The following is a 13,275-nucleotide window of genomic DNA, read 5'->3' as shown; positions in this document are numbered from 1 at the left end:
GGGGCACTGTTGGGGGGCAGTGAAAGTGACCCGACGGTAACCGGAGTGCCTTACCCGTGGTAACTACTCAGTAAGTTACGTGCGGGTAACGATTGGCTGGAGGGTGAAGGCCTCTGCGAAGTCCGCGTGCGCCTCCTCGTACCGCTTGACGGCGAGGAGGAACATGGACCGGTCGGTGAGGGCGCGGGCGAGTGCGCTCGGGTCGGCGGTCGGGCGACGGGCGAGGTTCACGCCCTCGTCGAAGGAAGGGCGGAGCGACTCCTCGGCCCGGCGGCCGGACGTCTCCCAGCGGAGCGCCCGGCGTACGGTCAGGCGACGCCGGGTGGCGATCAGTTCGGATGGAACGCCCGACTCGCGCAGGGCGTCCGTCTGTTCTTCGAGGACGGGGATCGAGGCGAAGTACTCCTCCCGCACATCGGGAGACCACCCGTGGACGGGGTGGACCCCGAACGCCGGCAGCGGGGCCTCGGGAGTGGCGGCCGGTTCGGCCGACCGGCCCGAGAGCACGAGCAGGGTCACCCACGTGGCCTGGATGTTGCTCCAGCTCACCGGCTCGCCGCCCTCGGCGAGACGGGCGAGCAGGGCCAGCGTCTCGCGCCGCGCGGCGGCCTCCTCGGGCGGGCGTCCGGCGGCCCCGAGCATCCGGGCGTACTGCTCCAGCTTCCACGCCAGGCAGGCCAGCGGGGCGCGGTCGTCCGCCGCCGTGCGCCGCGCGTCGTCCACGACGCCCGCGAACACCCCCAGGGCCTCCTCGTGCCGTCCGGCCGCGTCGAGTTCGGCCGCCCACTCGATCAGCGTCCAGGCGGACACGTCCGCGTCCCCGGGCGCGATGTGTCGGCCGAGCAGTTCGGCCGCCTCCCCGTGCCGTCCCTCCTCGGCCAGCACGACCGCGAGGCGTCCGTACCGGCCGGCCTCCGCCAGCTCCTCGCAGACCGCCCGGCCCTCGGCCCGTCGGCCGACGGCGAACAGGGCGTGCTCGTAGCGGCTCAGGGCGTGGCGCAGCCGTTCCTCCCGGTCCGGGACGTCCGCGTCGAAGCACCGCGCCGCGTCGGCGGCCTCGCCGTACAGGGCTCGACGGATCTCCGGATCCCCCCACTCGCGGGCCCGCTCGACCAGCGCGTCGACCAGCTTCGGCAGGTACGCCCGCGGGCTCACCTCCGCCAGTACCCGATACGCCTCCAGCCGCTCTCGAAGGCTCGGCTCCTCCGACCCCAGCAACAGCACCCGCGCCCGCAGCACCGCGTCCTGGCTGTACTTCCCTGCGTTCCCCATGGGCCCCCTGTTCTCCGTGCGATGCATCTCCGTGTGATGCACGACGGAGATTCTGGGAGTCGGGGGACAGCCCGGACAAGGCTCTCGAACTGTGCGTTCCGTCCTACGAAAAACGGCTCTGACCTGTCATGATGGTGACGTCTTCACCCCGAGGGGAGGGTCGGTGGGGAACACGGACGACACGCCCGACGTCTTCGACCCGCGGATCTACGCCGCAGGCATCCCGCGCGACCGCTTCCGCGTCCTGCGCGACCGGGCCCCCGTCTCCCGCCAGGAGGAGCCGGAGATCCTCGGCTGGCCCGCCGGATCCGGGTTCTGGGCCGTCACCCGGCACGCCGACGTCGTCCGGGTGCTCAAGGACTCGGGGACGTACTCCTCGCACCTCGGCGCCACCCAGATCCGCGATCCCGACCCCGCGGACCTGCCCTTCATCCGGCGCATGATGCTCAATCAGGATCCGCCGCAACACGGCCGGTTGAGGCGACTGGTCAGCCGGGCCTTCACCCCCGGGCGGATCGAGCGCTTCGCCGTGACCGCCCGCGAGCGGGCCCGCGAGCTGCTCGGCGCCGCGTTCGCGACCGGCGACGAGGTGGACCTCGTCCGGGCCGTCACCGACGACTACGCGCTGCTCAACCTCACCGACCTGCTCGGGATCCCCGCGAGCGACCGGGGGCTGCTGCACGCCTGGACCGAGCGGGTCATCGCCTACCAGGACCCCGATGAGCCGCCCGTCCTCGACGCGGAGGGGCGGCCGGTCAACCCCCGCTCGCCCGCCATGCTCGCCGAGATGTTCGGCTACGCCCAGGAGCTCGCCGCGTACAAGCGCGCACACCCGGCCGACGACGTCATGAGCGTGCTCTCGGCCTCCGAACTCGCCGACGCCGAACTGGAGATGTTCTTCTTCCTGCTGACCGTCGCCGGGAACGACACCGTCCGCAGCGCGGCCCCCGGCGGCATCCTCGCCCTCGCCGAACACCCCGACGAACAGCGGAGGTTGTGGAGCGGCGAGGTCTCCATGGACACGGCCGTGGACGAACTCCTCCGCGTGCACCCGCCCGTGCTCTCCTTCCGGCGCACCGCCGCCCGCGACACCGAACTCGCCGGGCAGAAGATCCGGGAGGGCGACAAGGTCGTCGTCTTCCACGCCTCCGCCAATGACGACGAGCGCGTCTTCGCCGACCCGCACCGCCTCGACCTCGGCCGGACCCCGAACCCGCACGTCTCCTTCGGCGACGGCCCGCACGTCTGCCTCGGCGCCCACTTCGCCCGGCTCCAGCTCCGGGTGTTCCACGAGGAGGTGCGCGCGGCCTGCGGCGGCCTCGCCCTCGCGGGGCCGCCCCGGCGCCTCGTCTCCAACTTCGTCAACGGGATCAAGTCGCTGCCGGTTCGGCCGCTGGAGCCCTCCGCGCCGCGCCCGTGACATCGGCCACCAGCTCCACCACATCGGGGCCGTACGCCTGCGAGTTGACCACCTTCAGGAGGAGCACGAAGGAGCCGTCGCGGTGGCGGCGTGCCAGCGACTCGTAGTGGCGGGCGAGGTAGCGGGTCGCCGCCTGGTTGGTGATGGCCGTCTGTCCGCAGAAGAGGAAGACCGGCCGGCAGTCCTCGCCCGCCATGAGACGGGCCAGGACCACGTACTCCTCGACTCCCGGGTCCCTCGGGTAGCGCTCCGGGCCGATCAGGAACGAACCCTGATCCGGTCCCCGCTCCACGTCCGTGTTCATCGTGAGCCCGGGCAGCAGGGTGGCCAGATGCGCGGCCATGCGGCGGTTCGAGTAGGGGCCGCCCACGCAGAACTCCGTCCGGTCACCGAAACCCTGGTGCGCCTGGTCGTGCTGCAATATGCGTGCGTGCGCCCCGCAGTCCTTGATGAGCGCGCAGAGTTCGAGGAGGGCGAACACGTCGTAGCGGTGCACGGCGGTGGTGCCGCCCGCCTCCTTGTTCACCACGAGCAGGCACTCGGAGCTCCGCGGGAGGCCGAAGAACGCCTGCTTGCGGCGGAGCCTGCGCCGCCATTGGTACGTGCGGCCCAGCCAGCCGAAGGCGGCGCTGACCCCGGTCGCCAGGACCCCGAGCACGATGTTGCGGACGTCGTCGTTCATGGGCGCGCATGCTAGCGGCGATCCGGCCTCCAGTTCGAGGCGGTCCTGACGGAAGGCGGCGCGGGAAGTTACGCTGCGCGGACGGTCGTTGACTGGAGGTAGGAATGCGTCGCTCCACCGCTGGCAAGGTCTCTCTTCTCGCCGTCGCGGTGACGGTGCTCTCGATGGGCGCCGCCGCGCCACCGAAGGCCCCGCCCGTCGTGGACCCACCCGTCAAGGAACCCGTCGCCGTCGGGTACGGCGGCGCCGTCGCCAGTGTCGACGCCGACGCCTCGGCCGCCGGCATCGAGGTGCTCCGCAAGGGCGGCAACGCGGTCGACGCCGCCGTCGCCGTCGCGGCCGCCCTCGGGGTCACGGAGCCCTACTCGGCGGGCATCGGGGGCGGCGGCTACTTCGTGTACTACGACGCGAAGAGCCGTACGGTACGGACCGTCGACGGGCGCGAGACCGCCCCCCGGACCGCCGGACCCGACCTCTTCACGGAGAACGGCAAACCCATCCCCTTCGAGGAGGGCCAGACCAGCGGCCTCGGCGTCGGCACCCCCGGCACCCCCGCCACCTGGAAGACCGCCCTCGACGCCTGGGGCACCAAGCGGCTCGGCACCCTGCTCGAACCCGCCGAGCGGCTCGCCCGCGAGGGCTTCACCGTCGACCCCACCTTCCGCGCCCAGACCGCGGCCAACGAGGCCCGGTTCCGCGACTTCCCGGCCACCTCCGCGCTCTTCCTGCCCGGCGGGCAACTGCCCGTGGTCGGCTCCGTCTTCAAGAACCCCGACCTGGCCCGTACGTACGAGAAGCTCGGCCGCGAAGGCGTCGGCGCCCTCTACCGGGGGCCGCTCGCCCGGGACATCGTGAACACCGTCCGCACGCCCCCGCTCCGCGAGGGCGCCACCCGGACCGTCCGTGCCGGCGACCTGACGGAGGCCGACCTCGCCGGGTACCGCACCGAGTCCCGCCGGCCCACGAAGGTCTCGTACCGAGGGCTCGACGTCTACGGCATGGCCCCGTCCTCCTCCGGCGGCACGAGCGTCGGCGAGGCGCTCAACATCCTGGAGGGCACCGACCTCTCGACGGCCTCCCCGGCCCGCTACCTGCACCGCTACATCGAGGCCAGCCGCATCGCCTTCGCCGACCGGGGCCGCTGGGTCGGCGACCCGGCCTTCGAGTCCGTGCCGACGCGCGGCCTGCTCTCCCAGCGGTTCGCCGACTCCCGGGCCTGCCTGATCCGCGACGACGCCGCCCTCACCAGCCCGCTCGCCCCCGGCGACCCGGGCAGCCCGGTGCCGTGCGCGAGCGGCGGGACCGCCGCCCCGACCACGTACGAGGGCGAGAACACCACCCATCTGACGGTGGCGGACAAGTGGGGCAACGTCGTCGCCTACACGCTCACCATCGAGTCCACCGGCGGCAGCGGCATCACCGTGCCCGGCCGGGGCTTCCTGCTCAACAACGAGCTGACCGACTTCTCCTTCGCCCCGGCGAACCCGGCCGTCCACGACCCGAACCTGCCCGGCCCCGGCAAGCGGCCGCGCTCCTCGATCTCTCCGACCATCGTCCTCGACCGGCAGGACCGGCCCGTCCTCGCGCTCGGCTCCCCGGGCGGCGCGACCATCATCACCACGGTGCTCCAGACGCTGACGGGCGTCCTCGACCGGGGGCTTCCGCTCGTCGACGCGATCGCCGCGCCGCGCGCCAGCCAGCGCAACCAGGCCACCACCGAGCTCGAACCGGCCCTGTGGAACAGCCCGTTGAGGAAGGAACTGGAGGGCATCGGGCACGGCTTCCGGCAGAACCCGGAGATCGGCGCGGCGACCGGCGTCCAGCGCCTCCCGGACGGCCGCTGGGTGGCCGCCGCGGAGACGGTCCGCAGGGGCGGTGGCTCGGCGATGGTCGTACGGCCGGCGTCCTGAGGAACTACGGCACCCCCTACAGCGCCGTCAGGACGCGCGGGCCGTCGTCCGTGATCGCCACCGTGTGCTCGGCGTGGGACGCGCGCGAGCCGTCGGACGTACGGATCGTCCAGCCGTCCCGCGCCGTGTAGTGCTCGTCCGTGCCGCCGCCGATGAGCATCGGCTCGATCGCGAGCACCATCCCGTGGCGCAGCTTCATGCCCCGGCCCGGGCGTCCCTCGTTGGGGACGCCCGGGTCCTCGTGCATGGCACGGCCGATGCCGTGGCCGCCGAAGCCGTCCGGGATGCCGTAGCCCGCGTCCCGGCAGACCCGGCCGATCGCGTGGGCGATGTCGCCGATGCGGTTGCCGACGACGGCCGCCGCGATGCCGGCCTCCAGGGCCTCCTCCGCCGCGGCGATCAGCCGGGTGTCCTCCGGCCGGGCGGGGCCGACCGTGAAGCTGACGGCCGAGTCGCCGGCCCAGCCGCCGAGCGTCGCCCCGCAGTCCAGGGAGACGAGGTCGCCCGGGGCCAGCCGGGTCCCGTCCGGGATGCCGTGCACGACGGCGTCGTTCACGGAGACGCATACGACCGCCGGGAACGGCACCGGAGCCCACTCCGGGTGGTAGTCGAGGAAGGGCGATCCGGCGCCCGCCTCGGTGAGTACGGCGCGCGCGGCCCGGTCGAGCTCGGTGAGCGGGACGCCGGGCGCCGCCTTCTCCCGTGCGGCCGCCAGGGCACGCGCCACCACCCGCCCCGTCTCGCGCATGGCCGCCAGGGATTCGTTCGTCTTGATCTCCACCATGACCAATTACTATACCGGTATTAGAATGGCGTCATGGTGCGCACACCCCTGACCCCCGAAGAGCGCGAGCGTGGCGAGCGCCTGGGCCTGCTCCTGCGCGAGGCGCGCGGCGAGCGGTCCATGGTCGAGATCGCCGCGGCCGCCGGTCTCTCCGCCGAGACCCTCCGCAAGATCGAGACCGGCCGGGCCCCGACCCCGGCCTTCTTCACCGTCGCGGCGCTGGCCGGGGTCCTCGGCCTCTCCATGGACGAGCTCGTGGTGCACTGCACCCCGGCCCCCGTCTGAGTCGGCCGGTCAGACCGAGACCGCCAGCTGCACGCGGCTGTGGCGCGGGCGCTCGATCTCGTCCAGGAGGGCGAGCGCCAGATCGGCGTGGGCGATGCGGCCCGGGCCCTCGAGTGCTGTGCCCACCGCCGTTCTGTAGCCGCCCGTCCGCTCCGCCTCCGCGTTCAGGTCCAGCCCCGGGACCACCATCAGCCAGTCGAGCCCGGGCCCGGCCTCCGCCGTGAGCAGCTCGAACTCGGCCACGTGCCCCTGGGAGAACGTCCGATACTGCTCCGGGAAATCGGGCGCGTCCATCAGCCGCACGCCGGGAGCCGTCTCCAGGGTGGTCGCGATCCCCAGGGTGATCAGCCGCCCGACCCCCGCCTCGGTGAGCCCGGCGACCATCGCCTTCGCCGCGGCCGTGAAGAAGTCCACCGAGGGCACGTCCAGCCGGACCGCCGCGTTCACCGCCGCGTCGTGGCCCGCCGCGAGCGCCGCCACCGAGGCCGCGTCCGTCGCGTCACCCCGTACGAGCGTGACGCCCGCGCCCTCCAGGTCGCCGTACGCGGCCGGGTCGCGGACCACGGCCGTCACCCGGTGGCCCCGTGCCACCGCCTCCGCCACGGCCGCCCGGCCGACGCGGCCGCCGGCCCCGAAGACGATGATGTTCTTGCCGTTGTCGTTGCTGGTGTCGTTGTTCATGGCCGGACCGTAGAACGGGCACCCCTGGTTACTTCAACGGTACTGGGCTAGCGTCGGCCGCATGATCGAGAAGTCCTTCCCGGAGCCGCTGAGCCCCTCCCTCTTCCACGATCCCGGCTGCGGAGTCCCCGCCCAGCCCATCCGCGTCGGCGGCGGCAAGTGGACCGCGATGGTGCTGCGCTGCCTGGAGGACGGCACGCCCCGCCGCTTCTCCGAACTCCGCGTACCGCTGCACTGGATCACCCCCAAGGTGCTCACCGAGACCCTGCGCGCCATGGAGCGCGACGGCTTCCTCGCCCGCACCGTCCACGACGAGAACCCGCCCCGCGTCGAGTACGCCCTCACCGACCTCGGCCGGTCCCTCCTCACTCCGCTCGACGCGGCATGCGCCTGGGCGCGCACCCACGCCCCCGAGGTCACCGAGGCCCGCGCCGCGTACGAGCAGGCGGGCTCCATGGCCTAGGGGGCGTCTTTCGGCGCCCGCGTACGGCTCGAACGCCACGCACGCCTAGGCTGCCGGGCATGATGCCCGAAGAGCTGCGGCGCGGCCGCTACGTCAGTCTGACCACCTTCCGGAAGAACGGCACGGGGGTCGCGACGCCCGTCTGGTACGCGACGGAGGGCTCCGAGCTGTACGTGTGGACCCGCTCCGACTCCTGGAAGGTCAAGCGCCTGCGGGGCGACCCCCGGGTCGAGGTCGCCGTCTGCGACCTGCGCGGCAACATCGCCGACGGCGCCGAGCGGTTCGCCGGCACGGGACGCCTCGTGGAGGGGGAGGAGCTGCGCCGGATCCGACGCCTGCTCTCGCGCAAGTACACCTGGCAGTACTGGCTGACCGACGTGCCGGCCATGATCGTCCGGCTCGGCAAGCGCCCGCACACCGGGATCGTCGTGACGTTCTGACTCCCGCACATCCGGATGAAAACAGTCCGTAGTCGTCCCGTAACACGACTGCGGTCCAATACCCGCGGACCGGAAGGTTCCAGTCGACCGCGGGGCAGGTGCGTGACGCATGACGGTGTATCAACTACCGGCGGAAGTGGCCGCGTTCACGCGCTGGCTGACCGAGCTCACGGGCCGCGCCCGGCCGGAGGGCGGCTGGTACGGGGTCTTCGCCGCGCGCGACCCGGAAGGCCTGCGCGCCTGCCTCGACGGGTCCGACATCCTGCCCTGGGACGTCGTCGAATCCCTCCTCCAGGACGTCGGCGAAGCCCCCGACGGGCCGTTCGCCGCCCGGGGCCGGATCCTGTACGCGGCGGCCGCGGACGCCCACGACGGCCGCCCCGGCGGAGCGGAGGCGCTCGCGGAACGCCGGGACCTCATGGAGACCGAACGCCGGTACGCCGAGACCCGGAGCAGGGAGCTCGCCGAGCGACTGCGCGGCACCCCGGACCCGACCGAGGCCGCCCGCCTGGAGCACGACCTCGCCTGGACGCGGGACGACCGGGCGAGGGCGGCGGCCCGGGTGAGGGAACTGACGGCGCGTCTTGCCCGGTGGGGGTCGGGGACGCCGGCCGTGGCCGTGGCGCCACCGGCGGGGGCCGCGGGTCCGATGTCGGCCGCGCCGGCTCGCGCCGCCGGCCCGCCGCCGGCCGCCGAGCGGCCCGTCAAGGCCAAGCGACGCCCTCGGGGCGCCCGGTACGCCTGGCTGGAGGAGGGGGCCGAGGTGGTGGAGCAGGAACCGGTGCCGCTGCCCGCGCTCCCGGCCGGGGGAGCGGCGCCCCGAGGGGCCCGCTTCGGGGGCGCCCCCGACACCGCCCCCGTGGCCGAGGCCCCCGCCGCGGACCCCGCCGAGGCCGACCGCGCCGCGGCCAACGCGGTCTACGCCCTCCGGCGCCTCCGTGCGCAGGGCCGCAGCGGCGAGGCGCACGTCCTGCTCTGCGAAGCGCTCGCCGGACCGCCGGCCCGGCTGCCCGCCCTCGCGGCGGGGCTGCACCGGGCCGGGCTCGGTGCCGACTGGTCCACCCTGCTCTGGGAGGCGGCCTCGCTGCCGCCCGCCCGGCTCGCCGCCGTCGCGGGCGTGCTCGCCGACGCGGGGCGGGCGGCCGACTGCGAGCAGCTGCTGCGGCAGGGCGTGGCCCGCCCGGCCGACGAGCTCGCGGGCGCGTGCGCCGCGCTGCGCGCCGAGGGCCACCACCGCGAGGCGCACGCCCTGCTCACCGCGTTCGTCCGGGCCCGCACCCCCGAGGACGCCGCCCGTCTCGCGGGCGCGGACCCGCACGACCTGGTCCCCCAACTCCTGGCCGCGGCCCGCGAGGTGTCCCCGTCGCGCGAACGCGACCTCCTCCACGCCCTGAGGGTGGCGGGCCTGGCCGGGGTGTGACCGGACAGCGGGGGCGCGGGACCACGGCCATGGTGCCGGGGGCACGGGACCACGGCTGAGGCGCCGGGTCGAGGGCGGCTGTGGTGCCCGCGCGGCCGGCCGGGGGAGCCCGCCGCGCGGGGCGACGTACGGCAAGGGGGGTGCCGGTCTCGCCCCGGCGGGCGAGGAGTGGCCGGGGCAATCCGTACTGGTCAGTACGTGTCGGTACGTGTCCGACGTGGACCACTCGGGTATGAAACATGATCGACCCGGCTGCTTCACGGCGGCGGTCTTGCTCCGGGGTGTGACGGGGCTTACGTTCTCCTCCTACGCACCGCGTCTACGTGCGTAGAGGCTCTCTGTCGCCGCGCCGAAGGAGCAGCTCATGACCCACGTCGTACGCGCCGCACTCGTCCAGGCCACCTGGACCGGCGACACCGAATCCATGATCGCCAAACACGAGGAGCACGCCCGCGAGGCCGCCCGGCAGGGTGCCAAGGTGATCGGCTTCCAAGAGGTCTTCAACGCGCCCTACTTCTGCCAGGTCCAGGAGCCCGAGCACTACCGCTGGGCCGAGCCCGTCCCCGACGGCCCGACCGTCCGCCGGATGCGGGACCTCGCCCGGGAGACCGGCATGGTGATCGTCGTCCCCGTCTTCGAGGTCGAGGGCGAGGGCTTCTACTACAACACCGCCGCCGTGATCGACGCCGACGGCAGCTACCTCGGCAAGTACCGCAAGCACCACATCCCCCAGGTCAAGGGCTTCTGGGAGAAGTACTACTTCCGCCCGGGCAACGCCGGCTGGCCGGTCTTCGACACCGCCGTCGGACGGGTCGGCGTCTACATCTGCTACGACCGCCACTTCCCGGAGGGCTGGCGTCAACTCGGCCTTAACGGCGCCCAGTTGGTCTACAACCCCTCGGCCACCCACCGCGGGCTCTCCTCCTACCTCTGGCAGCTGGAGCAGCCCGCCGCCGCCGTCGCCAACGAGTACTTCGTCGCCGCCATCAACCGCGTCGGCATCGAGGAGTACGGCGACAACGACTTCTACGGCACCAGCTACTTCGTCGACCCGCGCGGCCAGTTCGTCGGCGACGTCGCCTCCGACAAGGCCGAGGAACTCGTCGTCCGCGACCTCGACTTCGGCCTCATCGAGCAGGTCCGCCAGCAGTGGGCCTTCTACCGGGACCGCCGCCCCGACGCGTACGACGGGCTGGTGCAGCCGTGAGCAGCCTGTACGGCCGGCACAAGGCCGTCATCCCCGACTGGGTCGCCCTCTACTACCGCGACCCCATCGAGATCACCCACGGCGAGGGCCGTCACGTCTGGGACGCCGAAGGACGCAGGTACCTCGACTTCTTCGGCGGCATCCTCACCACCATGACCGCCCACGCCCTGCCCGAGGTCACCAAGGCCGTCGCCGAGCAGGCCGGGCGGATCATCCACTCCTCGACGCTCTACCTCAACCGCCCCATGGTGGAGCTCGCCGAGCGCGTCGCCGGCCTCTCCGGCATCCCCGACGCCCGCGTCTTCTTCACCACCTCCGGCACCGAGGCCAACGACGCGGCCCTGCTCCTCGCCACCACGTACCGCCGTTCGAACCAGATCCTGGCGATGCGCAACAGCTACCACGGCCGCTCCTTCTCCACCGTCGGCATCACCGGCAACCGCGCCTGGTCGCCCACCGGCCTCTCCCCGCTCCAGACCCTGTACGTGCACGGCGGCGTCCGCACCCGCGGCCCGTACGCCGGGCTCACCGACGAGCGGTTCATCGATGCCTGCGTCGCCGACCTGGAGGACATGCTCGGCCAGACCCGCGCGGGCGTCGCCGCCCTCATCGCCGAACCGATCCAGGGCGTCGGCGGCTTCACCTCCCCGCCCGACGGCCTCTACGCAGCCTTCCGCCGCGTCCTCGACCGGCACGGCATCCTCTGGATCTCCGACGAGGTGCAGACCGGCTGGGGCCGTACCGGCGAGCACTTCTGGGGCTGGCAGGCCCACGGACAGGCCGGACCGCCCGACATCCTCACCTTCGCCAAGGGCATCGGCAACGGCATGTCCGTCGGCGGCGTCGTCGCCCGCGCCGAGGTCATGAACTGTCTGGACGCCAACTCCATCTCCACCTTCGGCGGTTCGCCGATCACCATGGCCGCCGGGCTGGCCAACCTCTCCTACCTCCTGGAGCACGACCTCCAGGGCAACGCCCGCCGCGTCGGCGGCCTCCTCATCGAGCGCGTCCGGGCCGCCGCCGCCGGGGTCGCGGAGGTACGGGAGGTCCGCGGCCGCGGGCTGATGATCGGCATCGAGCTCACCGAACCGGGCACCGACCGGGCGAACCCGGACGCGGCCACCGCCGTCCTGGAGGCCGCCCGCGAGAACGGCCTGCTCATCGGCAAGGGCGGCGGCCACAACACCAGCACCCTGCGCATCGCCCCACCGCTCTCGCTCACCGTCGCCGAGGCCGAGGAAGGCGCCGAGATCCTCGAACAGGCCCTCAGGTCCCTCTAGTTGGCAGAGGAGAAGTCCCGTGAGCACCCGTACCCTCATCCGCGGCGGTCTCGTCGTCACCGCCGCCGACGAACTCCACGCCGACGTGCTGATCGAGGACGGCCGCGTCGTCGCCCTCGCCGCCCACGGCTCGGACACGGCGGCCGGCTGGACCGCCGACCGGACCATCGACGCCACCGACCGCTACGTGCTGCCCGGCGGCGTCGACGCCCACACCCACATGGAGCTGCCCTTCGGCGGCACCTTCGCCTCCGACACCTTCGAGACCGGCACCCGCGCCGCCGCCTGGGGCGGCACCACCACCATCGTCGACTTCGCCGTCCAGAGCGTCGGCCACAGCCTGCGCGAAGGACTCGACGCCTGGTACGCCAAGGCCGACGGCAACTGCGCGATCGACTACGCCTTCCACATGATCCTCTCCGACGTGAACGAGCACACGCTCAAGGAGATGGACAAGCTCGTCCAGGAGGGCATCACCTCCTTCAAGCTCTTCATGGCCTATCCCGGCGTCTTCTACAGCGACGACGGCCGGATCCTGCGCGCCATGCAGCGCTCCGCCGACAACGGCGGCCTGATCATGATGCACGCCGAGAACGGCATCGCGATCGACGTGCTCGTCGAGCAGGCGCTCGCCCGCGGCGAGACCGACCCGCGCTACCACGGCGAGGTCCGCAAGGCCCTGTTGGAGGCGGAGGCCACGCACCGGGCGATCCAGCTGGCCCGGGTGGCGGGGGCGCCGCTCTACGTCGTCCACGTCTCCGCCGAGGAGGCCGTCGCCGAGATCGCCGCCGCCCGCGACAAGGGGCTGCCCGTCTTCGGGGAGACCTGTCCCCAGTACCTCTTCCTCTCCACCGACAACCTCGCGGAGCCGGGCTTCGAGGGAGCCAAGTACGTGTGCAGCACCCCGCTGCGACCGAAGGAGCACCAGGCGGCCCTGTGGCGGGGGCTGCGGACGAACGACCTCCAGGTGGTCTCCACCGACCACTGCCCCTTCTGCTTCGTGGGCCAGAAGGACCTCGGACGCGGCGACTTCTCCAAGATCCCCAACGGTCTGCCGGGCGTGGAGAACCGCATGGACCTCCTCCACCAGGCCGTCGTCGACGGGCACATCAGCCGCCGCCGCTGGATCGAGATCGCCTGCGCCACCCCGGCCCGGATGTTCGGCCTCTACCCGCAGAAGGGCACGATCGCGCCGGGCGCCGACGCGGACATCGTCATCTACGACCCGCACGCGACCCAGATCCTGTCGGCGGAGACCCACCACATGAACGTCGACTACTCCGCGTACGAGGGGAAGACGATCACCGGCCAGGTCGAGACGGTCCTCTCGCGCGGCGAACCGGTCATCGAGCAGCGGAAGTTCACCGGCCGCGCCGGCCACGGCGCCTTCACCCCGCGCGCCACCTGTCAGTACCTGAACTAGGAGAACGA

13 protein-coding genes are annotated in these 13,275 nt (G+C 72.9%); 9 read left to right on the top strand and 4 right to left on the bottom strand.

Annotated features, from left to right (window positions below):
* Positions 1–75: 75 nt before the first annotated feature.
* Positions 76–1,272 carry a tetratricopeptide repeat protein gene (locus tag BLW86_RS07575; RefSeq protein ID WP_093873307.1) on the bottom strand — a complete coding sequence of 399 codons (1,197 nt, stop codon included), beginning with the start codon at positions 1,270–1,272 and terminating at the stop codon, positions 76–78.
* A 163-nt stretch (positions 1,273–1,435) separates the two neighbouring features.
* On the opposite strand from BLW86_RS07575, the gene BLW86_RS07570 reads away from it, so the two are divergent.
* On the top strand, positions 1,436–2,692 hold the full coding sequence (locus BLW86_RS07570; protein ID WP_093873306.1) for a cytochrome P450: 1,257 nt from the start codon (positions 1,436–1,438) through the stop codon (positions 2,690–2,692).
* On the opposite strand, the gene BLW86_RS07565 is transcribed toward BLW86_RS07570, so the two are convergent.
* A complete protein-coding gene (locus BLW86_RS07565) occupies positions 2,643–3,374 on the bottom strand; it encodes a hypothetical protein (protein WP_093873305.1) in 732 nt (243 codons plus the stop codon). The two genes, BLW86_RS07570 and BLW86_RS07565, sit on opposite strands and share 50 nt — an antisense overlap.
* Positions 3,375–3,478: 104 nt before the next feature.
* Between BLW86_RS07565 and ggt the strand changes: the two genes are divergently transcribed.
* Entirely contained in the window at positions 3,479–5,284 is a 1,806-nt protein-coding gene (gene ggt / locus BLW86_RS07560; protein WP_093873304.1) for a gamma-glutamyltransferase, read from the top strand.
* Positions 5,285–5,300: 16 nt separating this feature from the next.
* Here the strand turns inward: ggt and map are convergent, their stop codons facing one another.
* Entirely contained in the window at positions 5,301–6,068 is a 768-nt protein-coding gene (map, locus tag BLW86_RS07555) for a type I methionyl aminopeptidase (RefSeq protein ID WP_093873303.1), read from the bottom strand.
* Between the two features lie 33 nt (positions 6,069–6,101).
* Here map and BLW86_RS07550 point away from each other — a divergent pair, with 33 nt between their 5' ends.
* Positions 6,102–6,353 carry a helix-turn-helix domain-containing protein gene (locus tag BLW86_RS07550; protein ID WP_093873302.1) on the top strand — a complete coding sequence of 84 codons (252 nt, stop codon included), beginning with the start codon at positions 6,102–6,104 and terminating at the stop codon, positions 6,351–6,353.
* Positions 6,354–6,362: 9 nt separating this feature from the next.
* On the opposite strand, the gene BLW86_RS07545 is transcribed toward BLW86_RS07550, so the two are convergent.
* Positions 6,363–7,034, bottom strand: a complete 672-nt coding sequence (locus BLW86_RS07545; RefSeq protein ID WP_093873301.1) for an NAD(P)-dependent oxidoreductase — start codon at positions 7,032–7,034, stop codon at positions 6,363–6,365.
* Between the two features lie 61 nt (positions 7,035–7,095).
* Between BLW86_RS07545 and BLW86_RS07540 the strand changes: the two genes are divergently transcribed.
* The 6 genes from BLW86_RS07540 to hydA all read left to right on the top strand — a co-directional run bounded on the left by BLW86_RS07540 (position 7,096) and on the right by hydA (position 13,267).
* Entirely contained in the window at positions 7,096–7,497 is a 402-nt protein-coding gene (locus tag BLW86_RS07540; RefSeq protein ID WP_093873300.1) for a winged helix-turn-helix transcriptional regulator, read from the top strand.
* Positions 7,498–7,556: 59 nt separating this feature from the next.
* Positions 7,557–7,937: a PPOX class F420-dependent oxidoreductase gene (locus BLW86_RS07535; RefSeq protein WP_093873299.1), complete on the top strand. Its 381-nt coding sequence runs from the start codon at positions 7,557–7,559 to the stop codon at positions 7,935–7,937.
* Between the two features lie 109 nt (positions 7,938–8,046).
* Positions 8,047–9,357, top strand: coding sequence for a UL36 very large tegument protein (locus BLW86_RS07530; protein ID WP_093873298.1), 1,311 nt, complete (start codon positions 8,047–8,049; stop codon positions 9,355–9,357).
* A gap of 364 nt (positions 9,358–9,721) precedes the next feature.
* Positions 9,722–10,564 (top strand): nitrilase-related carbon-nitrogen hydrolase, encoded by an 843-nt coding sequence (locus BLW86_RS07525; RefSeq protein ID WP_093873297.1) that lies wholly within the window; start codon positions 9,722–9,724, stop codon positions 10,562–10,564.
* On the top strand, positions 10,561–11,844 hold the full coding sequence (locus tag BLW86_RS07520) for an aspartate aminotransferase family protein (protein WP_093873296.1): 1,284 nt from the start codon (positions 10,561–10,563) through the stop codon (positions 11,842–11,844). Before BLW86_RS07525 ends, BLW86_RS07520 begins: the two co-directional genes overlap by 4 nt.
* 19 nt (positions 11,845–11,863) lie before the next feature.
* Complete coding sequence (gene hydA, locus BLW86_RS07515; protein ID WP_093873295.1) at positions 11,864–13,267, top strand: dihydropyrimidinase; 1,404 nt, start codon at positions 11,864–11,866, stop codon at positions 13,265–13,267.
* Positions 13,268–13,275 lie beyond the last annotated feature (8 nt).

Source organism: Streptomyces sp. TLI_105 (assembly GCF_900105415.1).
In the GTDB taxonomy this organism is placed as follows: Bacteria; Actinomycetota; Actinomycetes; order Streptomycetales; family Streptomycetaceae; genus Streptomyces.
Note: the sequence above shows the minus strand (reverse complement) of the source record. Positions and strands in the feature narration are given on the sequence as shown.

Excerpts from the sequence above, each read along its gene's own strand:
- BLW86_RS07575 (WP_093873307.1), bottom strand. The coding sequence starts at position 1,272 with ATGGGGAACGCAGGGAAGTACAGCCAGGACGCGGTGCTGCGGGCGCGG.
- BLW86_RS07565 (WP_093873305.1), bottom strand. The coding sequence starts at position 3,374 with ATGAACGACGACGTCCGCAACATCGTGCTCGGGGTCCTGGCGACCGGG.
- ggt (WP_093873304.1), top strand. The coding sequence starts at position 3,479 with ATGCGTCGCTCCACCGCTGGCAAGGTCTCTCTTCTCGCCGTCGCGGTG.
- map (WP_093873303.1), bottom strand. The coding sequence starts at position 6,068 with ATGGTGGAGATCAAGACGAACGAATCCCTGGCGGCCATGCGCGAGACG.
- BLW86_RS07550 (WP_093873302.1), top strand. The coding sequence starts at position 6,102 with ATGGTGCGCACACCCCTGACCCCCGAAGAGCGCGAGCGTGGCGAGCGC.
- BLW86_RS07545 (WP_093873301.1), bottom strand. The coding sequence starts at position 7,034 with ATGAACAACGACACCAGCAACGACAACGGCAAGAACATCATCGTCTTC.
- BLW86_RS07540 (WP_093873300.1), top strand. The coding sequence starts at position 7,096 with ATGATCGAGAAGTCCTTCCCGGAGCCGCTGAGCCCCTCCCTCTTCCAC.
- BLW86_RS07535 (WP_093873299.1), top strand. The coding sequence starts at position 7,557 with ATGATGCCCGAAGAGCTGCGGCGCGGCCGCTACGTCAGTCTGACCACC.
- BLW86_RS07530 (WP_093873298.1), top strand. The coding sequence starts at position 8,047 with ATGACGGTGTATCAACTACCGGCGGAAGTGGCCGCGTTCACGCGCTGG.
- BLW86_RS07525 (WP_093873297.1), top strand. The coding sequence starts at position 9,722 with ATGACCCACGTCGTACGCGCCGCACTCGTCCAGGCCACCTGGACCGGC.